The sequence below is a fragment of the Streptomyces sp. NBC_00539 genome, from assembly GCF_036346105.1.
Classification (GTDB): domain Bacteria; phylum Actinomycetota; class Actinomycetes; order Streptomycetales; family Streptomycetaceae; genus Streptomyces.
The window spans coordinates 3,975,258-3,999,603 of the sequence record NZ_CP107811.1; the positions used below are offsets into that span (position 1 = coordinate 3,975,258).

General features: G+C 68.4%; 18 protein-coding genes and 3 rRNA genes. 17 read left to right on the top strand and 4 right to left on the bottom strand.

The features are described 5' to 3' along the window. Window positions 1-50 precede the first annotated feature (50 nt). Window positions 51-860 carry a pyrroline-5-carboxylate reductase gene (gene proC / locus OG861_RS17900; protein WP_190185916.1) on the top strand — a complete coding sequence of 270 codons (810 nt, stop codon included), beginning with the start codon at window positions 51-53 and terminating at the stop codon, window positions 858-860. Window positions 861-907: 47 nt separating this feature from the next. Here proC and trpS read toward each other — a convergent pair whose 3' ends face one another. Continuing rightward, window positions 908-1,906, bottom strand: coding sequence for a tryptophan--tRNA ligase (gene trpS, locus OG861_RS17905; protein ID WP_329196109.1), 999 nt, complete (start codon window positions 1,904-1,906; stop codon window positions 908-910). An 893-nt stretch (window positions 1,907-2,799) separates the two neighbouring features. Here trpS and OG861_RS17910 point away from each other — a divergent pair. The 11 genes from OG861_RS17910 to OG861_RS17960 all read left to right on the top strand — a co-directional run bounded on the left by OG861_RS17910 (window position 2,800) and on the right by OG861_RS17960 (window position 14,868). Continuing rightward, a 16S ribosomal RNA gene (locus OG861_RS17910) occupies window positions 2,800-4,324 on the top strand. Between the two features lie 285 nt (window positions 4,325-4,609). Next, a 23S ribosomal RNA gene (locus OG861_RS17915) occupies window positions 4,610-7,732 on the top strand. A 73-nt stretch (window positions 7,733-7,805) separates the two neighbouring features. After that, window positions 7,806-7,922, top strand: a 5S ribosomal RNA gene (rrf, locus tag OG861_RS17920). Together the 16S, 23S and 5S rRNA genes form the textbook arrangement of a ribosomal RNA operon. Window positions 7,923-8,053: 131 nt before the next feature. Continuing rightward, window positions 8,054-8,707 (top strand): HAD family hydrolase, encoded by a 654-nt coding sequence (locus tag OG861_RS17925; RefSeq protein WP_329196107.1) that lies wholly within the window; start codon window positions 8,054-8,056, stop codon window positions 8,705-8,707. A 102-nt stretch (window positions 8,708-8,809) separates the two neighbouring features. Further along, entirely contained in the window at window positions 8,810-10,054 is a 1,245-nt protein-coding gene (locus OG861_RS17930) for an MFS transporter (RefSeq protein ID WP_330261814.1), read from the top strand. Further along, a complete protein-coding gene (locus OG861_RS17935; protein ID WP_329202284.1) occupies window positions 10,026-11,174 on the top strand; it encodes an acetoin utilization protein AcuC in 1,149 nt (382 codons plus the stop codon). The genes OG861_RS17930 and OG861_RS17935 overlap by 29 nt, the downstream gene beginning before the upstream one ends. Before the next feature lie 115 nt (window positions 11,175-11,289). Beyond that, the gene (locus OG861_RS17940) at window positions 11,290-12,120 is read left to right on the top strand and encodes a phosphatase (RefSeq protein ID WP_329196103.1); all 831 of its coding nucleotides are present in this window, start codon (window positions 11,290-11,292) and stop codon (window positions 12,118-12,120) included. 114 nt (window positions 12,121-12,234) lie between these two features. After that, window positions 12,235-12,444 (top strand): helix-turn-helix domain-containing protein, encoded by a 210-nt coding sequence (locus tag OG861_RS17945; RefSeq protein WP_008738568.1) that lies wholly within the window; start codon window positions 12,235-12,237, stop codon window positions 12,442-12,444. Between the two features lie 140 nt (window positions 12,445-12,584). After that, window positions 12,585-12,683: a 30S ribosomal protein bS22 gene (locus OG861_RS17950; protein WP_003948845.1), complete on the top strand. Its 99-nt coding sequence runs from the start codon at window positions 12,585-12,587 to the stop codon at window positions 12,681-12,683. A gap of 95 nt (window positions 12,684-12,778) precedes the next feature. Next, the gene (locus OG861_RS17955; RefSeq protein ID WP_329196101.1) at window positions 12,779-13,852 is read left to right on the top strand and encodes an NAD-dependent epimerase/dehydratase family protein; all 1,074 of its coding nucleotides are present in this window, start codon (window positions 12,779-12,781) and stop codon (window positions 13,850-13,852) included. Further along, the gene (locus OG861_RS17960; protein WP_329196099.1) at window positions 13,852-14,868 is read left to right on the top strand and encodes a lysophospholipid acyltransferase family protein; all 1,017 of its coding nucleotides are present in this window, start codon (window positions 13,852-13,854) and stop codon (window positions 14,866-14,868) included. The genes OG861_RS17955 and OG861_RS17960 overlap by 1 nt, the downstream gene beginning before the upstream one ends. A gap of 93 nt (window positions 14,869-14,961) precedes the next feature. Here the strand turns inward: OG861_RS17960 and OG861_RS17965 are convergent, their stop codons facing one another. From OG861_RS17965 to OG861_RS17975, 3 genes are all read right to left on the bottom strand, one after another. Then, entirely contained in the window at window positions 14,962-16,167 is a 1,206-nt protein-coding gene (locus OG861_RS17965) for a DUF5667 domain-containing protein (RefSeq protein WP_329196097.1), read from the bottom strand. A 223-nt stretch (window positions 16,168-16,390) separates the two neighbouring features. Continuing rightward, the gene (locus OG861_RS17970) at window positions 16,391-17,200 is read right to left on the bottom strand and encodes an ECF subfamily RNA polymerase sigma factor, BldN family (protein WP_329196095.1); all 810 of its coding nucleotides are present in this window, start codon (window positions 17,198-17,200) and stop codon (window positions 16,391-16,393) included. Window positions 17,201-17,518: 318 nt separating this feature from the next. Next, a complete protein-coding gene (locus OG861_RS17975; RefSeq protein WP_329196093.1) occupies window positions 17,519-18,469 on the bottom strand; it encodes an HAD family hydrolase in 951 nt (316 codons plus the stop codon). A gap of 123 nt (window positions 18,470-18,592) precedes the next feature. Here OG861_RS17975 and OG861_RS17980 point away from each other — a divergent pair, with 123 nt between their 5' ends. The 5 genes from OG861_RS17980 (at window position 18,593) to OG861_RS18000 (ending at window position 24,298) form a co-directional block, all read left to right on the top strand. Next, window positions 18,593-18,871 carry a glutaredoxin family protein gene (locus tag OG861_RS17980; RefSeq protein ID WP_329196091.1) on the top strand — a complete coding sequence of 93 codons (279 nt, stop codon included), beginning with the start codon at window positions 18,593-18,595 and terminating at the stop codon, window positions 18,869-18,871. 273 nt (window positions 18,872-19,144) lie between these two features. After that, a complete protein-coding gene (locus tag OG861_RS17985) occupies window positions 19,145-19,978 on the top strand; it encodes a redox-sensing transcriptional repressor Rex (protein WP_329196089.1) in 834 nt (277 codons plus the stop codon). Continuing rightward, on the top strand, window positions 19,975-21,669 hold the full coding sequence (locus OG861_RS17990; RefSeq protein WP_329196087.1) for a glutamyl-tRNA reductase: 1,695 nt from the start codon (window positions 19,975-19,977) through the stop codon (window positions 21,667-21,669). Before OG861_RS17985 ends, OG861_RS17990 begins: the two co-directional genes overlap by 4 nt. Then, window positions 21,666-22,634 carry a hydroxymethylbilane synthase gene (gene hemC, locus OG861_RS17995; protein ID WP_329196085.1) on the top strand — a complete coding sequence of 323 codons (969 nt, stop codon included), beginning with the start codon at window positions 21,666-21,668 and terminating at the stop codon, window positions 22,632-22,634. Before OG861_RS17990 ends, hemC begins: the two co-directional genes overlap by 4 nt. Then, window positions 22,631-24,298, top strand: coding sequence for a bifunctional uroporphyrinogen-III C-methyltransferase/uroporphyrinogen-III synthase (locus tag OG861_RS18000; protein WP_329196083.1), 1,668 nt, complete (start codon window positions 22,631-22,633; stop codon window positions 24,296-24,298). Before hemC ends, OG861_RS18000 begins: the two co-directional genes overlap by 4 nt. Window positions 24,299-24,346: the final 48 nt, after the last annotated feature.

Below are 24,346 nucleotides of genomic sequence, written 5' to 3' on the forward strand. Positions count from 1 at the left end.
CACTGCGGACACCGGGGCCCCGGGCGCCGCCCGGATGCAAGGATGAAGACATGACCCAGACAGTCGCCGTCCTCGGCACCGGAAAGATCGGCGAGGCCCTGCTCAGCGGGATGATCCGCGGCGGTTGGCCGGCCGGCAAGCTCCTCGTCACCGCCCGCCGCGCCGAACGGGCCGCGGAACTCCGCGACCGCTACGGCGTCGAGGCCGTCAGCAACGCCGAGGCCGCGAAGCGGGCCGACACCCTCATCCTCACCGTCAAGCCGCAGGACATGGGCAAGCTCCTGGAAGAGCTCGCCCCGCACGTCCCCGCCGACCGCCTGGTCATCAGCGGCGCCGCCGGTGTCCCCACGGCCTTCTTCGAGGAACGCCTCGCCCCCGGCACCCCCGTCGTCCGCGTCATGACGAACACCCCCGCCCTCGTGGACGAGGCCATGTCCGTCATCTCGGCCGGCAGCCACGCCACCGCCGCACACCTCGCCCACACCGAGGAGATCTTCGGCGGCGTCGGCAAGACCCTGCGCGTCCCCGAATCCCAGCAGGACGCCGCGACCGCCCTCTCCGGCTCCGGCCCCGCCTACTTCTACTTCCTGGTCGAGGCCATGACGGACGCCGGCATCCTCCTCGGCCTGCCCCGCGCCCAGGCCCACGATCTGATCGTCCAGGCCGCCATCGGCGCCGCAGTGATGCTCCGCGACAGCGGCGAACACCCGGTCAAGCTGCGCGAGGCCGTCACCTCCCCCGCCGGCACGACCATCAACGCCATCGTGGAGCTGGAGAAGCACGGCGTACGGGCGGCCCTGATCGCAGCCCTCGAAGCGGCCCGCGACCGCAGCCGCGAACTCGCCTCCGGCAACAGCTGACGCCTGCCGCGGTCCGCGCCCGTGAGCGGGCCGCGGCAGTACGCCTTTCAGGGCTCCAGCAGCCCGATGTTCCGGTACGCCCGGTCCACCACCGGCCGGGCCAGCCCCCGCGCGCGCTCCGCCCCGGCCCGCAGCACCCGCTCCACCCCACCGGGATCGGCCGCCAGCTCCGCGTGCCGCTCCTGCACCGGACGCAGCACCTCGACCACCGCCTCGGCGACGTCCCGCTTGAGCGCCCCGTACCCCGCGTACCCGTCGGCCAGCGCGGCCGGCTCCCCGCCCGTACAGGCGGACAGGATGTCGAGCAGGTTCGCCACCCCGGGGCGCGTGGCCCGGTCGTAGACGACCCCGCCGTCCCCGCTGTCGGTCACGGCCCGCATCACCTTCTTGGTGATCACCGCCGGCTCGTCGAGGAGATAGACGATGCCCGCCCCGTTCTCGTGCGACTTCCCCATCTTGGACGTCGGATCCTGCAGGTCCATGACCCGCGCGGCAACGGTGGGCAGCACCACCCGCGGGACGGTGAAGGTGTGCCCGTACCGGTGGTTGAACCGGACCGCGAGATCGCGGGCCAGCTCCACGTGCTGCCGCTGGTCCTCACCGACCGGCACCTCGGCAGCCTCGTACGCCAGGATGTCGGCGGCCATCAGCACCGGGTACGTCAGCAACGACAGCCGCACGCCGTCCCCGGCCGCCTGGGCCCGCGCCGCCTTCTCCTTGTACTGGATCATCCGGCGCAGCTCGCCGTCGGTCGCGGTGCACTCCAGCAGGTAGGCCAGCCGCGTGTGTTCGTCCACGTGGCTCTGCAGGAACAGCGTGCACTTGAGGGGGTCCAGCCCGGAGGCGAGGAACAGCGTGGCCGCCTGCCTGCTGAGCCGCCGCACTCGGGCCGGATCGTGATCGACGGTCAGCGCATGCAGGTCCACCACGCAGAACAGCGCGTCCTGCGGCTCCTGCTCGGCCGCGACCCACTGCCGCAGGGCGCCCAGGTAGTTCCCCAGCGTCAGGTGCCCGCTCGGCTTGATCCCGCTGAAGATCCTCGTCATGTCCGTCTCCCTGGATGAGTGGCCTTGTGGCCGTCTGGTCGGTGGCACCGCGTGGGGCGACCGAGCCACTCCCGGGGGGAGAAACAGAAACGGCCGCCGAAGCGGCGGCCGTGAGCGCATGCGCGCGCAGGTGGAGGTCGGCCGCCGTCAGGCGGCCCACCAGCAGAGGCTGAGCGTGAGCGCATGCGTAGTCATGGGGCAGAGGCTAGCGGGGAGAGCCCGGCCCGCGCCAGGGTTGACACACCTGTCGCAGGTCCGTAAGGTTCTTCGAGTTGTCCGAAGTGAGCGCCGACCCCGGTCGGTCCCCGGACGGCCATCCCGCACTACACATTCGAACGAATGACGCACTTTGGCGTCTCGTTTTCATGCGTATTTGCGAATGAGGAATCCGTGTCCGAGGACGCAGCCCCCGATTGGCATCGGGGGCGGGGAATCCGCTACTGTCTCACTCGCCGCAAGGGCCCAACGGCCCGCCCGGCAAATCCCGCTGACTGGGAGTCAGGCCCGAAAGGATCTGATAGAGTCGGAATCGCCGGAAAGGGAAACGCGAAAGCGAAGAACTGGAAGGCGGAAAACAAGCGGGACCGGTTCTGATAGAGTCGGAAACGCAAGAACAAAGAAGAACAAAGGAAGCGCCCGGAGGAAAACCCGCGAGGGTGAGTACGAAGGAAGCGTCCGTTCCTTGAGAACTCAACAGCGTGCCAAAAATCAACGCCAGAAGTTGATACCCCGTCCACTCCGGTGGATGAGGTTCCTTTGAAAAAGTCCTGTGGGGCTCCCTCGTGGAGTGCTTGCAGGCAATGAACACAGCGAGGACGTTGTGGTCAGCCGGTCTTATTCCGACTGTGGCTGGCCCGCTCTAAGTGTGTGTTTCACCCGATTACGGGTAAACATTCATGGAGAGTTTGATCCTGGCTCAGGACGAACGCTGGCGGCGTGCTTAACACATGCAAGTCGAACGATGAAGCCCTTCGGGGTGGATTAGTGGCGAACGGGTGAGTAACACGTGGGCAATCTGCCCTTCACTCTGGGACAAGCCCTGGAAACGGGGTCTAATACCGGATAATACTCCTGCCTGCATGGGCGGGGGTTGAAAGCTCCGGCGGTGAAGGATGAGCCCGCGGCCTATCAGCTTGTTGGTGGGGTAATGGCCCACCAAGGCGACGACGGGTAGCCGGCCTGAGAGGGCGACCGGCCACACTGGGACTGAGACACGGCCCAGACTCCTACGGGAGGCAGCAGTGGGGAATATTGCACAATGGGCGAAAGCCTGATGCAGCGACGCCGCGTGAGGGATGACGGCCTTCGGGTTGTAAACCTCTTTCAGCAGGGAAGAAGCGAAAGTGACGGTACCTGCAGAAGAAGCGCCGGCTAACTACGTGCCAGCAGCCGCGGTAATACGTAGGGCGCAAGCGTTGTCCGGAATTATTGGGCGTAAAGAGCTCGTAGGCGGCTTGTCACGTCGGATGTGAAAGCCCGAGGCTTAACCTCGGGTCTGCATTCGATACGGGCTAGCTAGAGTGTGGTAGGGGAGATCGGAATTCCTGGTGTAGCGGTGAAATGCGCAGATATCAGGAGGAACACCGGTGGCGAAGGCGGATCTCTGGGCCATTACTGACGCTGAGGAGCGAAAGCGTGGGGAGCGAACAGGATTAGATACCCTGGTAGTCCACGCCGTAAACGTTGGGAACTAGGTGTTGGCGACATTCCACGTCGTCGGTGCCGCAGCTAACGCATTAAGTTCCCCGCCTGGGGAGTACGGCCGCAAGGCTAAAACTCAAAGGAATTGACGGGGGCCCGCACAAGCGGCGGAGCATGTGGCTTAATTCGACGCAACGCGAAGAACCTTACCAAGGCTTGACATATACCGGAAAGCATTAGAGATAGTGCCCCCCTTGTGGTCGGTATACAGGTGGTGCATGGCTGTCGTCAGCTCGTGTCGTGAGATGTTGGGTTAAGTCCCGCAACGAGCGCAACCCTTGTCCTGTGTTGCCAGCATGCCCTTCGGGGTGATGGGGACTCACAGGAGACCGCCGGGGTCAACTCGGAGGAAGGTGGGGACGACGTCAAGTCATCATGCCCCTTATGTCTTGGGCTGCACACGTGCTACAATGGCCGGTACAATGAGCTGCGATACCGTGAGGTGGAGCGAATCTCAAAAAGCCGGTCTCAGTTCGGATTGGGGTCTGCAACTCGACCCCATGAAGTCGGAGTCGCTAGTAATCGCAGATCAGCATTGCTGCGGTGAATACGTTCCCGGGCCTTGTACACACCGCCCGTCACGTCACGAAAGTCGGTAACACCCGAAGCCGGTGGCCCAACCCGTAAGGGAGGGAGCTGTCGAAGGTGGGACTGGCGATTGGGACGAAGTCGTAACAAGGTAGCCGTACCGGAAGGTGCGGCTGGATCACCTCCTTTCTAAGGAGCACAGTACCGATTGCAGGCAAATGTTCTGCACGGTCAGCTCATGGGTGGAACGTTGATTAGTTGGCACGGTCATGGAAGACCCTCACGAGTACTGCTTCGGCGTGGAAAGTGTGCGGATCTCAAATGATCGTGCTTGGCACGTTGTTGGGTGTCTGAGGGTACGGCCGTATGGCTGTCCTTCTGCGATGCCGGCCCCAGTGAACTTGTGCTTTCGAGTGCAGGGTGATGGGTGGCTGGTCGTTGCTTGAGAACTACACAGTGGACGCGAGCATCTGTGGCCAAGTTTTTAAGGGCGCACGGTGGATGCCTTGGCACCAGGGACCGATGAAGGACGTGAGAGGCCGCGATAGGCCCCGGGGAGCTGCCAACTGAGCTTTGATCCGGGGGTGTCCGAATGGGGAAACCCGGCAGTCGTCATGGGCTGTCACCCACTGCTGAACACATAGGCAGTGTGGAGGGAACGAGGGGAAGTGAAACATCTCAGTACCCTCAGGAAGAGAAAACAACCGTGATTCCGGGAGTAGTGGCGAGCGAAACCGGATGAGGCCAAACCGTATGCGTGTGATACCCGGCAGGGGTTGCGCATGCGGGGTTGTGGGAATGAGCTTGATCGGTCTGCCGGCCGGTCGGCGAGTCAGAAACCGTTGATGTAGTCGAAGGACATGCGAAAGGTCCGGCGTAGAGGGTAAGACCCCCGTAGACGAAACATCAGCGGCTTGCTTGCTCATCTCCCAAGTAGCACGGGGCCCGAGAAATCCCGTGTGAATCTGGCGGGACCACCCGCTAAGCCTAAATATTCCCTGGTGACCGATAGCGGATAGTACCGTGAGGGAATGGTGAAAAGTACCGCGGGAGCGGAGTGAAATAGTACCTGAAACCGTGTGCCTACAAGCCGTGGGAGCGTCGCCGTTGTTCTTCGGAACAACGGTCGTGACTGCGTGCCTTTTGAAGAATGAGCCTGCGAGTTAGCGGTGTGTAGCGAGGTTAACCCGTGTGGGGAAGCCGTAGCGAAAGCGAGTCCGAATAGGGCGATTGAGTTGCACGCTCTAGACCCGAAGCGGAGTGATCTAGCCATGGGCAGGTTGAAGCGGAGGTAAGACTTCGTGGAGGACCGAACCCACCAGGGTTGAAAACCTGGGGGATGACCTGTGGTTAGGGGTGAAAGGCCAATCAAACTCCGTGATAGCTGGTTCTCCCCGAAATGCATTTAGGTGCAGCGTCGTGTGTTTCTTGCCGGAGGTAGAGCACTGGATAGGCGATGGGCCCTACCGGGTTACTGACCTTAGCCAAACTCCGAATGCCGGTAAGTGAGAGCACGGCAGTGAGACTGTGGGGGATAAGCTCCATGGTCGAGAGGGAAACAGCCCAGAGCATCGACTAAGGCCCCTAAGCGTACGCTAAGTGGGAAAGGATGTGGAGTCGCAGAGACAACCAGGAGGTTGGCTTAGAAGCAGCCACCCTTGAAAGAGTGCGTAATAGCTCACTGGTCAAGTGATTCCGCGCCGACAATGTAGCGGGGCTCAAGCGTACCGCCGAAGTCGTGTCATTGCAGCAATAGGGCCAACGCCTGCTGTGATGGGTAGGGGAGCGTCGTGTGCCGGGTGAAGCAGCAGCGGAAGCTAGTTGTGGACGGTTCACGAGTGAGAATGCAGGCATGAGTAGCGATACACACGTGAGAAACGTGTGCGCCGATTGACTAAGGGTTCCTGGGTCAAGCTGATCTGCCCAGGGTAAGTCGGGACCTAAGGCGAGGCCGACAGGCGTAGTCGATGGACAACCGGTTGATATTCCGGTACCCGCTTTGAAACGCCCAATATCGAATCAGGCGATGCTAAGTCCGTGAAGCCGTTCCGGACCCTTCGGGGAAAGGAAAGTGGTGGAGCCGACGAACCAGACTTGTAGTAGGTAAGCGATGGGGTGACGCAGGAAGGTAGTCCAGCCCGGGCGGTGGTTGTCCCGGGGTAAGGGTGTAGGCCGAGGGGTAGGCAAATCCGTCCCTCATTAAGGCTGAGACCTGATGCCGAGCCGATTGTGGTGAAGTGGATGATCCTATGCTGTCGAGAAAAGCCTCTAGCGAGTTTCATGGCGGCCCGTACCCTAAACCGACTCAGGTGGTCAGGTAGAGAATACCGAGGCGTTCGGGTGAACTATGGTTAAGGAACTCGGCAAAATGCCCCCGTAACTTCGGGAGAAGGGGGGCCATCACTGGTGAGGGAACTTGCTTCCTGAGCTGGGGGTGGCCGCAGAGACCAGCGAGAAGCGACTGTTTACTAAAAACACAGGTCCGTGCGAAGCCGTAAGGCGATGTATACGGACTGACGCCTGCCCGGTGCTGGAACGTTAAGGGGACCGGTTAGTGCGCTTTCGGGCGTGCGAAGCTGAGAACTTAAGCGCCAGTAAACGGCGGTGGTAACTATAACCATCCTAAGGTAGCGAAATTCCTTGTCGGGTAAGTTCCGACCTGCACGAATGGCGTAACGACTTCTCGACTGTCTCAACCATAGGCCCGGTGAAATTGCACTACGAGTAAAGATGCTCGTTTCGCGCAGCAGGACGGAAAGACCCCGGGACCTTTACTACAGTTTGATATTGGTGTTCGGTTCGGCTTGTGTAGGATAGGTGGGAGACTTTGAAGCCGTGACGCCAGTCATGGTGGAGTCGCCGTTGAAATACCACTCTGGTCGTGCTGGATGTCTAACCTCGGTCCGTGATCCGGATCAGGGACAGTGTCTGATGGGTAGTTTAACTGGGGCGGTTGCCTCCCAAAGAGTAACGGAGGCGCCCAAAGGTTCCCTCAGCCTGGTTGGCAATCAGGTGTTGAGTGTAAGTGCACAAGGGAGCTTGACTGTGAGACCGACGGGTCGAGCAGGGACGAAAGTCGGGACTAGTGATCCGGCGGTGGCTTGTGGAAGCGCCGTCGCTCAACGGATAAAAGGTACCCCGGGGATAACAGGCTGATCTTCCCCAAGAGTCCATATCGACGGGATGGTTTGGCACCTCGATGTCGGCTCGTCGCATCCTGGGGCTGGAGTCGGTCCCAAGGGTTGGGCTGTTCGCCCATTAAAGCGGTACGCGAGCTGGGTTTAGAACGTCGTGAGACAGTTCGGTCCCTATCCGCTGTGCGCGTAGGAATATTGAGAAGGGCTGTCCCTAGTACGAGAGGACCGGGACGGACGAACCTCTGGTGTGCCAGTTGTCCTGCCAAGGGCATGGCTGGTTGGCTACGTTCGGGAGGGATAACCGCTGAAAGCATCTAAGCGGGAAGCCTGCTTCAAGATGAGTATTCCCACCTCCTTGAGAGGGTAAGGCTCCCAGTAGACGACTGGGTTGATAGGCCAGATGTGGAAGCCCGGTAACGGGTGGAGCTGACTGGTACTAATAGGCCGAGGGCTTGTCCTCGGTTGCTCGCGTCCACTGTGTTAGTTCTGAAGTAACGACCGTGTTGTCATCCGGTTGGTCAACTTCATAGTGTTTCGGTGGTCATAGCGTTAGGGAAACGCCCGGTTACATTCCGAACCCGGAAGCTAAGCCTTTCAGCGCCGATGGTACTGCAGGGGGGACCCTGTGGGAGAGTAGGACGCCGCCGAACAATCATTGCGGGAAGCCCCGCACCGGCCCTTCGGGGCCGGTGCGGGGCTTTTCTGCGTTCACCTGCGTTTTCAGCCGATCACCCGCACGGGGTTGCGCTCCGCCCGCGCTGACGGCTCGTAAGGTGGGCTTATGGGTTATGACCTCGTCATCTTCGACAACGACGGCGTGCTGGTGGACAGTGAGCCGCTCGCCAATCGGATCCTCGCCGGGTACCTGACCGAGATCGGGCACCCCACCACGTACGACGAGTCGCTCCGCGACTACATGGGCGGCGCCGTGCACCGGGTGCACGACCTCGTGCTGCAGCGGACCGGGCAGCGGTTGCCCGAGGACTTCGACGAGATGCTGCACTCCCGGACGTTCGAGGCGTTCGCGCGCGAGCTGCGGCCCGTCGACGGTGTGGAGGAGGTGCTCGGGGCGCTGACCGCGAAGGGGGTCGCCTACTGCCTCGCCTCCTCGGGGAGCCACGAGCGGATCCGGGTCGGGCATCGCGCCGCCGGGATCGACGGGTGGTTCGAGGAGGAGTGGATTTTCAGCTCGCAGGACGTGGGCCGTGGAAAGCCCGCGCCCGATCTGTTCCTGCACGCCGCCGAACGGATGGGTGTCGAGCCGGCGCGGTGCGTGGTGGTCGAGGACAGCCCGCTCGGGGTGGAGGCCGCCGTGGCCGCGGGGATGGACGTGTACGGGTTCACCGGGATGATGCCCGCCGACCGGCTGGCCGGGGCGAAGGCCTGCTTCGGGGAGATGAAGGACCTGATCCGCTTGCTCGGCCTCGACGAGTGACCGGTGGCGGTACCGGAGCCGCCCCACTGACACGTGCTGACACGTGATTGGTGGGGTGATCGCTCTACCCACCGGTAGCCCCGGCCCCTACGCTGAGCCGCCATGACAGATGACGTGCGGCTGCGCCGTGGCCGGTGGTCCTTGGGGTTCAGTTTCTTCGTGCAGGGCGTGACCTTCGCCCTCCTCGTGACCCGGATCCCGGCCATCCAGGACCAGTACGGGATATCCGACGGGCTGCTGCCCGCCTTCCTGGCCGCCGTGCCGGTCCTCGCGGGGATTTCCAGCGTCGCTACCGAGCACCTGGTGAAGCGGATCGCGCCCGGCGTGGTCCTGAGGTGGGCCCAGCCGTTGGTACTGCTCGCCCTCCTCGGCGCCGGCGCCGGCGGGCAGATGTGGCACGTGGCCCTGGCGCTCGGGGCGTTCGGGCTGTCGGTCGGGGCGCTCGACGCCTCGATGAACATGCTCGGGGTGAGTCTCCAGCGGACGTACGGCCGCAGCATCATGCTCGGCTTCCACGCCTCGTACAGCCTGGGCGGGATCGTCGGGGCCTCCGCCGCGTGGGCGGGGGCGCATTGGCATCTGGGGCTCTTCGTGAGTTACCTGCCGGCCGTCGTCCTGTTGCTCCCGGCGGCCCTGGCGGCCAGCCGGTACTACGTGGACCAGGGCGCGCCGGGCGCGGACGGCGGCGCCGGGAAGGGCCTGGGGCCCGGCGGGTTCGGGCTGTTGCTGCCGCTGTGCCTGGTGATGGCGTGCGCGTACATCGGGGACTCGACCGTCTCGAACTGGAGCGCCAAGTACCTCCAGGACGTGCTGGGGAGTTCCGAGCAGCTGGCGACGGTCCCGTACAACGTGTACATGGTGACCACGCTGCTCGGCCGGGCCGTCGGGGACCTGGGCGTGCGCCGCTTCGGGCCGGTCGCGGTGGTGCGGGCGGGGACGGTGGTCGCGGCCGGCGGGTTCGCGGTGGTGGCCGCCGCGCCCGGGGCGTGGACGGGGATGCTCGGCTTCACCCTGCTGGGGATCGGGCTGTGCGTGATCGTGCCGCAGACCTTCGCCGCCGCGGGAAGGCTCGCTTTCGAGAAGTTCGGCCCCGGGGCGTCGGACACGGCCGTCGCCCGGCTGAACATCTTCAACTACGTGGGCTTCCTGATCGGTTCGCCGCTGGTCGGTGGGATAGGGGACGCCTGGAGCTATCGCGGCGCGATGCTGGTGCCGATGGTGCTGGTGTTGGTGACGCTGTTCTACGCCCGTTCCTTCGGCGTCGGCGGGGCCCGATACGGTGTCGGGCATGAGCGGCGAGCCGGTGACCGGGTTGTTGATGTGGGACGAGGCGGTAACGAGGTATGACTTCGGACCGAGCCATCCGATGGATCCGGTGCGCCTGGCGCTGACCATGGGTCTGGTCCGGGCCTTCGGGCTGGACCGGGCCATGGAGGTACGGGCGGCCCGGGCGGCCGGGGATTCGACGCTGCGTCTCGTGCACCGGGAGGACTACGTCGCCGCGGTGCGGGAGGTGTCGGCCGATCCCGGGGTGGCCGACGGCTCGTACGGGCTCGGCACCGTCGACGATCCGGCGTTCCACGGGATGCACGAGGCGTCGGCGCTGATCGCGGGGCAGTCGGTGGCGGCGGCCGAGGCGATCTGGCGCGGGGAGGCCGGGCACGCCGTGAACTTCGCGGGCGGGTTGCACCACGCCATGCCGGGTGGCGCGTCCGGGTTCTGCGTGTACAACGACGCGGCGCTGGCGGTGGCGCGGCTGCTGGAGCTGGGCGCCGAGCGCGTCGCGTACGTGGACGTGGACGTGCACCACGGGGACGGGGTGCAGGCGGCGTTCTGGGACGACCCGCGGGTGCTGACGGTGTCCCTGCACGAGCATCCGCGGACGCTGTTCCCGCAGACCGGGTGGCCGCAGGAGACGGGCGGGCCGGCCGCCGAGGGTTCGGCGGTCAACGTGGCGCTGCCGGCGGGGACGGGTGACGAGGGCTGGCTGCGGGCGTTCCACGCGACGGTGCCGGAGCTGCTCGCGGACTTCCGGCCGCAGGTCCTGGTGTCCCAGCACGGGGCCGATACGCATTTCGAGGATCCGCTGGCCCATTTGGCGGTGTCGTTGGACGCGCAGCGGGCCGTCCAGGAGGCGTGTCACCGGCTGGCCCACGCGTACGCGGACGGCCGCTGGCTCGCCCTGGGCGGGGGCGGCTACGCGGTGGTGGACGTCGTACCGCGCTCCTGGACCCATCTGGTCGGGATCGCGGCGCACCGGCCGGTCGATCCGGCTTCCGACGTGCCGCAGGAGTGGCGGAGCGAGGTGTACGCGCGGACCCGACAGCCGGGGCCGGTGCGGATGACGGACGGCCGGACGGTCGGATGGCGGGACTGGGAGGCGGGCTACGACCCGGCGGACAGTACGGATCAGGCCGTCCTGGCGACGCGGCGGGCGGTGTTCCCGCTGCGCGGGATGCTCGTGTAGGCGGTGGGCGCCGCGGGGTGTGCGGCGGGGTGTGCGGCGGGGCACCGTTACGCCAACCGTGGGGCTGTGCACGGGAATTGATGAGGCGCGGCGTCCGGTGCGGCAGCATCGGAGGGTGTTGAGCACCGGCGCGTTGCGTGCGCATCTGCTGGCTTCCCGGTTGGCCGGGCCCGTCGCTACGTCGCGTGAGGAGAGCCTGCGCAGTTACAGACTGTTCGCGGCCCGCGATCCGCGGGTGCTGCTGGGGCTGGAGCCGCAGTGGCGCTGGGGTGAGCGTGATCTGCTGCGGCTGATGGCGGACAGGTGCGGGGTCTCGGCGGACCCCGCGCACGTCAGCGGGCCGGACGTGATCGATCCGGAGCGGACGCTGGCCGGGCTGGAGGCGTTCGCGGCGCGGCTGGAGGAGGCGGCGCGGCGGCGGTCGCCGGTGATGTTCGGGACGGGACACCCGCACCGCCTCCTTGCGTTCTACGCCGGTTTGGCCCGTGCCCTGTCGGCGGTGGGCTGTGTTGTCCTCACCCCGGCGCAGGGGGTGCATGTCGACATGGCGACCCGGTTCGGCGTAGGAGGGCACCGCATCGATTACGTACGGGGGGTCGCACTGGTGCGGGAAGCCGGCGCGCGTCCACCGGTGAGTGTCACCGGCGCGCACACCCATTCGCCGCTGCCGGTTCGGATCGCGCTGGGGGCGTTGGCGGATGCCGGAGGGCCGTTGCCGGAACTGGTGGTGGGGGACCACGGTTGGGTCTGCGGCGCAGGTCAGTTGGGTGTGGAGGCGATCGGGCTGGCGGATACGGACGATCCGGCGCTGTTCGTGGGGGAGGCCGAGGGGCGGGTCGCGGTGACGGTTCCGCTTGATGACGGGGTGTCCTCGGATTTCTACCGGCCCCTCGTTCGTTACGTATTGGGCCGCGCCGGTCTGCCGTGGCGTCAGGAGTGGCCGTAGCTCCTCTTCCCCACTCGTATCACACGCCCCTACTCTGGGGAGTGAGCGTGCGACGACGGGGTGTAACCGGAGGGGAAGCCGGTGCCCGTCATGCGCGGAAGGTCAAGGTGTGTCATGGCTGCTGGCGAGAGGCCTCTCAGTGAGGTTCAGTTCCTGACCGTGGCGGAGGTCGCCTCGGTGATGCGAGTGTCGAAGATGACCGTGTACCGCCTGGTGCACAACGGTCATCTGCCCGCCATCCGGGTGGGCCGGTCCTTCCGGGTCCCCGAGAACGCGGTTCACGAGTACCTCCGAGAGTCTTATGTGGGGGTGGAGTCGGCTTGAGATGACTCTCGGGTTGCCCTCGGATTACAAGCTCAGAGCTCGGGCGGGTAGGCTAGGCCGACGTAGGTCGTGTGGGCCCAGACGCCCCGCACCGATCCCCGCTGGCGCGGGGATGTTCCGAGAAGTGAGCGAGGGTAGTCGTGGGCTCTGTTATCAAGAAGCGGCGTAAGCGGATGGCCAAGAAGAAGCACCGCAAGCTGCTCAAGCGCACCCGCGTCCAGCGCCGTAACAAGAAGTAAACGGCAGCTGTACGTGTTCTCCGCAGCCCCTCCACCATCCTGGTGGAGGGGCTGCGGTGTAGCCGGGGGACTTCTTCGAGGGAGGCGCTGAACTCGTGGGCAAGGTCGTTCTCGTCACTGGGGCTGCCCGGCAGCTGGGAGGCCGCTTCGTGCGCCGTATCCAGCGGGAGCCGGACGTCGATCGGGTCATCGCGGTGGATTCGGTGGGCCCCCCGCACCGGCTCGGCTCGGCCGAGTTCGTCCGTACGGACATCAGACAGTCGGCCATCGCCCGGGTGCTGGCCGAGCACGCCGTCGACACGGTGGTGCACCTCGCCGTGACGGGCGGCAGCGCGGGCAGCGGCGGCGCGCGCAGCGCCGTGAAGGAAACGAACGTCATCGGGACGATGCAGCTGCTCGGGGCGTGCCAGAAGTCCCCGACGGTACGGCGGCTCGTGGTGAAGTCCAGTACCAGTGTGTACGGGGGCACCTCGCGGGATCCGGCGGTCTTCACCGAGACGACGCAGCCGAAGTCGCTGCCGGCGGCCGGCTTCGCGAAGGACGCGGTGGAGGTCGAGGGGTACGTACGGGGCTTCGCGCGCAGGCGGCCGGACGTGGCGGTGTGCGTGCTGCGGTTCGCGAACATTCTGGGCCCCTACGCGGATTCGGCGCTGGCCGAGTACTTCTCGATCCCGGTGATGCCGACGGTGCTGGGTTACGACCCGAGGCTGCAGTTCGTCCACGAGGACGACGTGGTGGACGTGCTGCGGCTGGCGGCCGGGGAGCCCGCGCGCGGGACGCTCAACAGCGGGACCTTCAACATCGCGGGTGACGGGGTGTTGCTGCTGTCGCAGTGCGCGCGGCGGCTGGGGCGGCCCACGGTGCCGCTGGTGATGCCCGCGGTGACCTGGGTGGGTTCGGCCTTGCGGGCGGTCGGGGTGACGGAGTTCTCGCCCGAACAGATCCGGCTGCTGACGCACGGGCGGGTCGTGGAGACCACACAGATGCGGTCCACCCTAGGGTTCGAGCCGATGTACACGACCGCCGAGACGTTCGCGGACTTCGCGCGGAGCAGGGGAAGCGGGCTGTTGCCGCCGGAGCGGGTGGGGCGGGCCGTGGACCGGGTGGCCGGAATGCTGAACGCGGATCTGTCGGGTGTCGGGACGGCGGCTGAGGGAGCGGAGCGATAGTGGCGGACGCGAAGGTCATTCCCTTCGACGAGGAGCGGCCGCGCCGGCGGCCGCCGCGGCGGGTGCGGGTGGCTCCGCCGGCTGGTGAGCCGGTGGTGCAGCCCGCACCCGAGCCGGGACCGGAGGCGGCAGCGGCCGCCGGGGCGGGTGGGACCGGCGGGCCCGTGGGGCGTTCGGCTGACTGGGACCGGCGGATCGCCGGCGGGCTGGCGTTCCTGCGCAGGCGGATCACCGGGGAGTACGAGGTCGATGACTTCGGCTACGACAAGGAGCTGACGGACCAGGTCCTGATGTCCATGATGCGGCCGCTGTTCGACAAGTACTTCCGGGTCGAGGTCAAGGGCATCGAGAACATCCCGAAGGAGGGCGGCGCGCTGATCGTGTCGAACCACTCGGGGACGTTGCCGCTGGACGGGTTGATGCTCCAGGTGGCCGTGCACGACCACCATCCGGCGGAGCGGCACCTGCGGCTGCTGGCCGCGGACCTGGTGTTCATGCTGCCGGTGGTGAACGAGCTCGCCCGCAAGGCCGGTCACACGCTGGCCTGCGCGGAGGACGCGCAGCGGCTGCTGGAGGCGGGGGAGCTCGTCGGGGTGATGCCGGAGGGCTTCAAGGGGGTGGGGAAACCGTTCCGGGAGCGGTACAAGCTCCAGCGGTTCGGGCGGGGCGGGTTCGTGTCGACGGCGCTGCGGGCGCGGACGCCGATCGTGCCCTGTTCGATCGTGGGGGCGGAGGAGATCTACCCGATGGTCGGCAACGCGAAGACGCTCGCGCGGCTGTTGGGGGTGCCGTACTTCCCGGTGACGCCGACGTTCCCGTGGCTGGGGCCGCTCGGGATGGTGCCGCTGCCGACGAAGTGGACGATCCAGTTCGGGGAGCCGATCTCCACGGAGGGGTTCCCGGCGGAGGCGGCGGAGGATCCGATGCTGATGTTCAACCTGACGGACCAGGTGCGGGAGCAGATACAGCACACCTTGTACCGGCTGCTCGTGCAGCGGCGGTCCGTCTTCTTCTGACGGCGGGGTCTCGGGCGGCGAGGTGGTCTGAGGGGCCCGGACATGACGGAGCGGTGCCCGGCGGGATGGTCCGCCGGGCACCGCTCCGCTTTGTTACTCGGTGTCCTCCGCCTTGAGGCCCAGGCCCGGGAGCAGGCCGGGGAGGAGCGGCGGGAGGGTGATGTCCGGCTGGGGCTGTTGCGGTGCCGCTCCCGAGGGGGGCGGCGTGGCGTGGCCCGGGTCGGACGGGTGGAGCAGATCGCCGGTGCCGCCCAGGAGCCCGCCGGGGGCGGAGGGCTTGGAGGCCGCTGACGGGGGCGCGCTCGGGGGTGACGCCGCCGGCTGGCCTGCGGGGGACTCGGGCTGCTGCTTCCCGGGGGAGGCGCTGGGCTTCGCCTGGCCGCCCGTGGCGCCACGGGACTGCTCCGGTGGCTTGGGCAGCAGGTTCTGGATGGGCGCCACGTCTTCGTCTATGGCCTGGAAGACCGACTCGACCTCGCCCCCGACGTCGGTGAGCTGCGCCGGGAGCTTCTCCCGGAGCTTGCCCCACGCGTCGCGGTGGGAGCGGGAGAACGAGGACAGCATCTGCATCGGGCCGAGCGAGCCGTCCCGCTCGTACGCCGCCTGCAGCAGCCGGTGGCCTTCCGCCGCGTCGTGGCTCATGCCCGCCAGTGCCCGGCGGATCGCGCCCAGGGACTCGTGGTCCAGGACGCCGGTCCGGCCGCGCTCCATGAGCCTGCGGGCTTCCGAGAGCCGGTTCGAGGCCTGGTCGAGGTAGAGCTCGCCCCGGTCCGAGTCCTCGTCGGCCATGCCCAGCTTGATGTCCTCCATGCCCCGCTTGACGGGGTAGAGGGAGTCACCGGGCAGGGCGTCGGTGCTGGCAGCGGCCACTCCGCCGAAGGCCCCCGCGGCCACACCCACGGTGAGGCCGCCCGCTGCGATGCCCTTGGACCAGCGGGAGCGGGGCCGCAATTTCCGGAGCGAGGTCGCCCGGTGGGCGCCGCGGCCGGTCCGCTGTTCGGGCACGAGAGGGTCCGGTGCGGCACCGCCCCCGGCCCTCTCTTCCATTACCAGGGCCTCCATGGCGGCGACGAGCTGTGCTCGTTGCACCACTTTGACCTCGGGGTCCAGCACCGGGCGCGGCATTCTTTCGCCGAGCACGTTCGCCAGGGCCAACAACCGGTCGTGGTCGGCAGATTCGGCAGGTGCCTCGGACTGCTCGGCCGCCGGGTCCGGTTCCGAAAGGTCGGACGGGGTCCGCTCCTCCAGGGCCTGGGCGAAGGCGTTCGCCCGCCGGTGCGGAGTCACGTTCGCGATCACTGGCGGCACCTCCTCTCGTCATGACGATCGACTCCCCCAGGTGTCCGGAAGGTTGCCTTCCTTGAGCACATCCACACTTTCGAGTGAGCGGCTTCGGGCAGGGCGTGTCCACAGGGAGCCTGCATTCCGCACAACGAGCGGCGCGGCACTTGGGTTACGGACGAAGGATGATCGGACCACAGCGGCATCGGAGTCATCAAGGGTCGGTGGTGTCGGGAGGCGGTCAGCGGGCGTCGTCCGGGAGGAGGCGGGCCAGGGTGCGGACCGCCCGGTACTGGAGGGTTTTGATCGCGCCCTCGTTCTTCCCCATCACCCGGGCCGTCTCGGCGACCGAGAGGCCCTGCAGGAAGCGCAGGGTCACGCACTCCTGCTGCTGCGGGTTGAGTTTCCGTACGGCCTCCAGCAGGGCCGCGTTGGAGAGGGACTCCAGGACGGAGTCCTCGGGGGAGCGTTCCACCTCGTTGGCGTCGAGCATCTCGCCCGTGGTCACTTCCAGGCGGAAGCGGCTGGACTTGAAGTGGTCGGCCACCAGGTTGCGGGCGATCGTCACCAGCCAGGCCCCGAAGTCGCGGCCCTGCCAGGTGAAGGTGGAGATGCGGCGCAGCGCGCGCAGGAAGGTCTCGCTGGTGAGATCCTCCGCGGTCGCCTTGCCGCCGACGCGGTAGTAGATGTAGCGGTACACCGTGTCGCTGTACTGGTCGTAGAGCCGGCCGAAGGCTTCGGCCTCGCCGGCCTGGGCGCGTTCGACCAGGTCCATCATGCGGGCCTGGTCGCTGTCCGCGGTGGGGCGGCGGGCGGCGGGCGCGCTCGTGCCGGTGGCGGTGCCCGCACCGCCCGCGCGACCGCGTCTGCCCACCGTCGCTCCGCCGTCGGTCAGGGCGTAGCAAGGACCGGCCGGGCCGAGGCCGGCAGGGACCGCGGCGGCGAAGGCGGGGACGGCGTACGCGGTGGGGACGAAGCCGCGCAGGTGGTCGAGGACCGTTGCGCGCAGCGTAGCCAGGCCCGAGGCGTCAACCCCGACAGGTGGGTACACGGGACTCCCAGAGGCAGAGCTTCCATCACGTGCAGTGCGGGACCGTTCACCCGTCGTGGCGACAGATGGTCGGTGGCATGCGTTTGAGGAGAATAACGCTTCGTACAGGCAGCACTACACCCAGTTGCTCAAATCACCGGTTCCGACACTTCTGTTGCGTACCGAGGGCATATTCAGTCGCAGTTGATGATCGGTTCCTGATCGGTTGGATACGCGGAATGGGCGCTTCCGCGGTGCTGGGCGACCGAGTCGGGCATGCCGGAGTGCCGCGCCGACGGCGCGGGTAAAGGTGCGGGATTGCGCGCGGGGACCCTGGGGCTACTTGCGGCGGCGGTGCAGGGCGATGGCGGCGGCCGTGCCGCCCGCGATAGCGCCGACCCCGGCGGCCGCCGGGACGCCGACCTTCACGGCCTTGCGGCCGGTCCGATAGTCGCGCAGCCGCCAGTCGTGTGCCTGGGCATGCTTGCGCAGTTTTGTATCGGGATTGATCGCGTACGGATGTCCGACCAGTGACAGCATCGGGATGTCGTTGTGCGAATCGCTGTAGGCGGCGCAGCGTTCGAGAGCGAGTCCCTCGGCGGCGGCCAGGGCGCGTACCGCCTCCGCCTTCGCGGGGCCGTGCAGCGGCTCGCCGACCAGGCGGCCGGTGTAGATGCCGTCGACGGACTCGGCGACGGTGCCCAGGGCGCCGGTCAGGCCCAGGCGCCGGGCGATGATCGTGGCGGTCTCGACGGGGGCGGCCGTCACCAGCCACACCTTCTGGCCGGCGTCGAGGTGGGCCTGGGCCAGGGCGCGGGTGCCCGGCCAGATCCGCTCGGCCATGTACTCGTCATAGATCTCCTCGCCGATCGCCATGAGTTCGCAGACCTTGTGGCCCTTGACGATGGACAGCGCGCTGTCACGGGCGTCCTGCATGTGCTCGGGGTCCTCGACCCCGGCGAGCCTGAACCAGGCCTGCTGCCAGGCGAAGCGGGCCAGTTCGCGGCGGCGGAAGAACTCGCGCTTGTAGAGGCCGCGGCCGAAGTGGAAGATCGCGGCGCCCTGCATGACGGTGTTGTCGAGGTCGAAGAAGGCGGCGGCGAGGTCGTCGCCCTGGACCGGGAACTCGGCCTCGGCGGGCGTCTCGGGGGCCGCTTCCGGCGCTCGGTGGAGAGGTGGCGCCTCGTCCTGCGCGCTCTTGCGGGCGGCCTCGGCCGAGGCCTCGCCTGCCAGCACGCTCCGCGCGGTGGCGGAGCGCCTACGGGGGGTGAGCCATCCCAGAGCGGCCATGACGCGAGCATAGCCACTGTGTTCGGGAGTTCCCGAACCGAGGAGGAACGCGGGCGTGAACTCTTCGGAACGGCTGCCTCCGCGGCCGTCGGTGGCGCTCGCGCGGCGCGGGACAATGAGGACATGAGTCCTCTGTTGCGCCGCAAGGAGAAGAAGCGCCCCGGGGAGCGGCTGGTCACGCTCATCGGGAAGCCGGGATGTCATCTGTGTGACGACGCCCAGGAGGTGGTCGAGAGGATCTGCGCCGAGACCGGGGCGCGGTGGGAGAAGAAGGACATCTCGCAGGACGAGGAGCTGTACCGGCTGCACTGGGAACAGATCCCCGTGGTGCTGGTGGATGGTGAACAGCACACCTTCTGGAGGGTGAACCCCGAGCGGCTGCGCCGGGCGTTGGAGGGCTGACCGTCCGGCCGGTTACCATCATGGGCGATTTGTGGGGGCTCGGGGGCGTATCGATGAGGAGTGTGCACCGGTTTGCCCCCCTCCGGATTTGAACGAGTTCGGCCCGTTCCCGGTTCCGCCCCTCGGTGCGGCGACCGCGTGACCCCGGTCACTTTGGACGGACAAAACGGACACAATCTTTGTGCACGCGTTCACAAAGACATAGCCTGCTTCCGACGGGGCGGTCTTGGGACAAGTGACCGCCTGCAGCCCCGCTCATCCCGCAGGAGCATCGTGGCAACTGGCCGAACTCACCGACCGGCGACCCGCAGCCGAGGTATTCCCGAGGCCACTGTCGCCAGGCTTCCGCTGTACTTGCGTGCCCTCACCGCGCTCTCCGAGCGATCGGTGCCCACGGTGTCCTCCGAGGAGCTCGCGGCCGCCGCCGGAGTGAACTCCGCCAAGCTCCGCAAGGACTTCTCCTACCTCGGCTCCTACGGCACGCGCGGCGTCGGCTACGACGTCGAGTACCTCGTCTACCAGATCTCCCGCGAACTCGGGCTGACCCAGGACTGGCCGGTCGTCATCGTCGGCATCGGCAACCTCGGTGCGGCCCTGGCCAACTACGGCGGTTTCGCCTCGCGCGGGTTCCGGGTAGCGGCACTGATCGACGCGGACCCGGCGATGGCGGGCAAGCCGGTGGCCGGAATGCCCGTGCAGCACACCGACGACCTGGAAAAGATCATCGAGGAGAACGGCGTCTCCATCGGGGTGATCGCCACTCCGGCGGGCGCGGCGCAGCAGGTGAGCGAGCGGCTCATCGCGGCGGGCGTCACCTCCATCCTGAACTTCGCGCCGACCGTGCTGTCCGTGCCGGACGGCGTCGACGTGCGCAAGGTGGACCTGTCGATCGAGCTCCAGATCCTGGCGTTCCACGAGCAGCGCAAGGCCGGCGAGGAAGCGGCTGCCGCCGCGGGCTCCGCCGGTGACCCGGGTGCCGCCGCCGCTGTCGCGGGCGCGACCGGTGCGGCCGCCGCCGAGAGCCCCGTGGCCGCTGCTGCCGCGGCCGCCTCCGGCGTCCGCAAGGGCGGTCCCGAAGGTGATGTTCCGGCGGTGATGCCGGCATGAGTCTGCTGGTCGTAGGGCTGAGCCACCGCAGCGCGCCGGTGAGCGTGCTGGAGCGGGCCTCGCTGTCCGCGGACGCCAAGGTCAAGCTGCTGCACGACACCCTCGCCGCCGAGCCGGCGACGGAGGCGACGGTGCTCGCCACCTGCAACCGCATCGAGCTGTACGCGGACGTGGACAAGTTCCACGCCGGTGTGGCCGAGCTGTCGACGTTGCTGGCGCAGCACAGCGGGGTGGCGCTGGAGGAGCTCACTCCCTACCTCTACGTGCACTACGAGGACCGGGCGGTGCACCACCTGTTCTCGGTGGCGTGCGGGCTGGACTCGATGGTGGTCGGCGAGGGCCAGATCCTCGGGCAGATCAAGGACGCGCTGGCGCTGGGGCAGGAGCAGCACACGGCCGGCCGGCTGATCAACGACCTGTTCCAGCAGGCGCTGCGGGTCGGCAAGCGGGCGCACTCGGAGACCGGGATCGACCGGGCCGGGCAGTCGCTGGTGACGTTCGGGCTGGAGCAGCTGTCCATGGGGGCCGAGGTCCCCGCATGGGCGGCGGGCAAGCGGGCGCTGGTGATCGGCGCCGGCTCGATGTCGTCGCTGGCGGCGGCGACGCTGGCGCGGGTCGGCGTGGCCGAGATCGTCGTGGCGAACCGGACCGCGGAGCGGGCGGAGCGTTTGGCCGGGATTCTGGTTGCCTCGGGCACCGGGGTGGCGGCGCGGGCCGTACCGATGGCCTCCGTGGCGGGTGAGCTGGCGCGGGCCGACGTGGTCGTGTCCTGCACGGGCGCGACGGGGCTGGTGCTGACCGCCGACGACGTGCTGGCCGCCGTCTCCCAGGGCGCCGCCCCGGACCCCGCGCCCCGGCCTCCCGCGGAATCCGCCCCGGCGTACCCCCAGGCGGGGCCGGAAGCGGCGGGTGTGGACGGGGTCGACCCGGGCGTGCTCGCGCGGCTCGTGGCGGCCGCCGAGGGCGGGCGCAGGCTCGCCGACGCCGGGGCCGTGCGGGTCATCAGCGCTCCGGCCGAGCGGGACGAGTGCCCGCTCGGGCCCGACGGGCGCTCCGCGCTCACCGGGGTCGACGCCAACTCCCTGGAGCTGCACGGAACGTGGGCCGACCAGGGCGAGGCCACCGCGCACCGGCAGCCCCGCAAGGGCGCCCGTGGCCAGGTCGACGTCCGGCCGGTCCGTCTCGCGCTGCTCGACCTGGCCATGCCGCGCGACATCGACGCGGCCGTCCACCGGATCCCCGGCGTACGGCTGGTCGACATCGAGTCGCTCGCCGAGGCCTCGGCGGACGCCCCGATGGCCGCCGACGTCGACGCGGTGCGCGCGATCGTCGCCGAGGAGGTGGCGGCCTTCGGCGCGGCCCAGCGGGCCGCGCACATCACGCCCACCGTCGTCGCGCTGCGCGCCATGGCCGCCGAGGTGGTGGCCATGGAGGTGGCCCGCCTCGACGGACGCCTGCCGGATCTGGACGAGCGCCAGCGGGCCGAAGTGACGCAGACCGTGCGGCGCGTCGTAGACAAGCTCCTCCACGCGCCGACCGTGCGCGTCAAGCAGCTCGCGAGCGAGCCCGGCGGCGCCGGGTACGCGGAGGCGCTGCGCGAACTCTTCGACCTCGACCCTCAGACGGTGGCCTCCGTCAGCCGGGCGGACGCGGCCGATCCGAAGAACGACGACCCAGGACGGGCATCATGAACACACGTCCCGACCAGCCCCTCCGGCTTGGCACGCGACGCAGCAAGCTGGCCATGTCGCAGTCCGGGCACGTCGCCGAGGCGGTACGGGCGGTCACCGGCCGGCCCGTCGAGCTCGTGGAGATCACGACCTACGGTGACGTGTCCCGGGAGCACCTCGCGCAGATCGGGGGCACCGGTGTCTTCGTCACCGCCCTGCGCGACGCGCTGGTCCGGGGCGAGGTGGACTTCGCCGTCCACTCGCTCAAGGACCTGCCGACCACGCAGCCCGAGGAGCTGGTGATCGCGGCCATGCCGAAGCGGGAGGACGCGCGGGACGCGCTCGTCGCCCGTGACGGCCTGACCTTCGAGCAGCTGCCGGACGGCGCGCGGATCGGTACCGGTTCGCCGCGCCGGATGGCGCAGCTGCACGCGTACGCCAAGAGCCTGGGCAAGGTCGTCGAGACCGTGCCGATCCGCGGGAACGTCGACACCCGGATCGGGTACGTGCGCGCCGGTGAGCTCGACGCCGTCGTCCTGGCCGCCGCCGGCCTGAACCGCATCGGCCGCGGCGACGAAGCCACCGACCTGCTGTCCGTGGACAACGTGCTGCCCGCACCCGGCCAGGGAGCCCTGGCCGTGGAGTGCCTCGCGTCGGACACGGCCCTGATCGCCGCCCTCGCCGAACTCGACGACCCGTTCACGCGGGCCGCCGTGACCGCCGAGCGGTCCCTCCTCGCCGCCCTGGAGGCCGGATGCAGCGCCCCCGTGGGCGCGCTCGCCGACCTCCTGGCCGACGGGCAGATTGTCAATGAGATGCGCCTGCGCGGCGTCGTCGGAACCCTCGACGGCTCGACGCTGGTGCAGCTGTCCACCACCGGTCCCGTGCCCCAGTCTTACGACGAGGCCATGGCGCTCGGCCGCGAACTCGCGGACGAGATGCTGGCCAAGGGCGCGGCCGGTCTGATGGGGGAGCGATCGCTTTGAACCCCTCAAGTCCCACTCCCTCCGCCTTCGCGGCGGTCGCCGCCCACGGGCACGTCACCTTCCTGGGTGCCGGCCCCGGTGACCCGGGTCTGCTGACACTGCGGGCCGTGGAGGCGCTGGCCTCGGCGGACGTGCTGATCGCGGAGCCCGAGGTGCTGGAGGTCGTACGTACCCACGCGCGCGCGGGTGTCGACACGCCGCAGCTGACGGTCGCTGACGAGATGTCAGCAGCCGCCGGGGTACCGGTGATCCGCGACGCGACCAATCTTGTCATGGAGGCCGCGCGGTCCGGCAGGCGGGTCGTGCGTGCCGTCACCGGCGACCCCGGGCTCGACGGCAACGCGGCCGAGGAGATGCTCGTCTGCGCCACCGAGGGGATCCCCTTCGAGGTGGTGCCCGGTGTCGCGACCGCCGTCGGCGTGCCCGCGTACGCCGGTGTGCCGCTGCGCGGCCGGGGCGGCGCCGACGTGCGCTTCGTGGACGCGCGTACCGCCTCGGCGCGGTGCTGGAGCGAGGTCGGCGCGAGCGACGGCGTCCTCGTCGTCTCCGCGACGCTGGAGACGGTGTCGGCGGCCGCCGCGGAGCTGGTGGGCGCCGGGCGGGGGGCCGACACGCCGCTGACGGTGACCGTGGCCGGTACGACGACCCGGCAGCGCACCTGGAGCGCGACGCTGGGCTCCATCGCGCAGGTCTTCAAGCAGGGCAAGGTGCTCCCCTCGCCCGAGGGGTCGCGGCCGGTCATAGCCGTGGTCGGTGAGCACGGCGCCGCCGCGCGGCGTGAGGACCTGGCCTGGTTCGAGTCGAAGCCGCTGTTCGGCTGGCGGGTGCTCGTGCCGCGCACGAAGGAGCAGGCCGCCTCGCTCTCCGACCAGCTGCGTTCGTACGGCGCGGTGCCGCACGAGGTGCCGACCATCGCCGTGGAGCCGCCGCGCACCCCGCAGCAGATGGAGCGGGCCGTCAAGGGCCTGGTCACCGGCCGCTACGAGTGGATCGCGTTCACCTCCGTCAACGCGGTGAAGGCGGTGCGGGAGAAGTTCGAGGAGTACGGGCTCGACGCGCGCGCCTTCGCGGGCATCAAGGTCGCCGCAGTGGGCGAGCAGACCGCCGCCGCGCTGGTCGAGTTCGGTGTGAAGCCGGACCTGGTGCCGAGCGGCGAGCAGTCGGCCGCCGGGCTGCTGGAGGACTGGCCGCCCTACGACCCGGTCTTCGACCCGATCGACCGCGTCTTCCTGCCGCGCGCCGACATCGCGACCGAGACGCTGGTCGCGGGCCTGATAGAGCTCGGGTGGGAGGTCGACGACGTCACCGCCTACCGGACGGTGCGCGCGTCGCCGCCGCCGGCGGACACGCGTGAGGCGATCAAGGGCGGCGGCTTCGACGCCGTTCTCTTCACGTCGTCCTCCACGGTGCGCAACCTCGTCGGGATCGCCGGCAAGCCGCACAACGTCACCGTGATCGCCTGCATCGGCCCCGCGACGGCCAAGACGGCGGAGGAGCACGGTCTGCGGGTCGACGTGCTCTCGCCCGAGCCGAGCGTGGGCAAGCTGGCCGAGGCCCTGGCCGAGTACGGCGCGGCGCGCCGCGAGGCGGCCAAGGAGGCCGGCGAGTCGGTGTACCGGCCGAGCGAGCGCCGTCCGGGCGCGCGCCGCCGCCGTACCACCTGACGGCGGGCAGCAGGCACGACGGGGCCCGGACGCGACGCGTCCGGGCCC

What these genes read in the sequence shown, in the direction of transcription:
- proC (WP_190185916.1), top strand. Translation starts at nt 51, where the DNA reads ATGACCCAGACAGTCGCCGTCCTCGGCACCGGAAAGATCGGCGAGGCC.
- trpS (WP_329196109.1), bottom strand. Translation starts at nt 1,906, where the DNA reads ATGACGAGGATCTTCAGCGGGATCAAGCCGAGCGGGCACCTGACGCTG.
- OG861_RS17925 (WP_329196107.1), top strand. Translation starts at nt 8,054, where the DNA reads ATGGGTTATGACCTCGTCATCTTCGACAACGACGGCGTGCTGGTGGAC.
- OG861_RS17930 (WP_330261814.1), top strand. Translation starts at nt 8,810, where the DNA reads ATGACAGATGACGTGCGGCTGCGCCGTGGCCGGTGGTCCTTGGGGTTC.
- OG861_RS17935 (WP_329202284.1), top strand. Translation starts at nt 10,026, where the DNA reads ATGTGGGACGAGGCGGTAACGAGGTATGACTTCGGACCGAGCCATCCG.
- OG861_RS17945 (WP_008738568.1), top strand. Translation starts at nt 12,235, where the DNA reads ATGGCTGCTGGCGAGAGGCCTCTCAGTGAGGTTCAGTTCCTGACCGTG.
- OG861_RS17975 (WP_329196093.1), bottom strand. Translation starts at nt 18,469, where the DNA reads ATGGCCGCTCTGGGATGGCTCACCCCCCGTAGGCGCTCCGCCACCGCG.
- OG861_RS17980 (WP_329196091.1), top strand. Translation starts at nt 18,593, where the DNA reads ATGAGTCCTCTGTTGCGCCGCAAGGAGAAGAAGCGCCCCGGGGAGCGG.
- OG861_RS17990 (WP_329196087.1), top strand. Translation starts at nt 19,975, where the DNA reads ATGAGTCTGCTGGTCGTAGGGCTGAGCCACCGCAGCGCGCCGGTGAGC.
- hemC (WP_329196085.1), top strand. Translation starts at nt 21,666, where the DNA reads ATGAACACACGTCCCGACCAGCCCCTCCGGCTTGGCACGCGACGCAGC.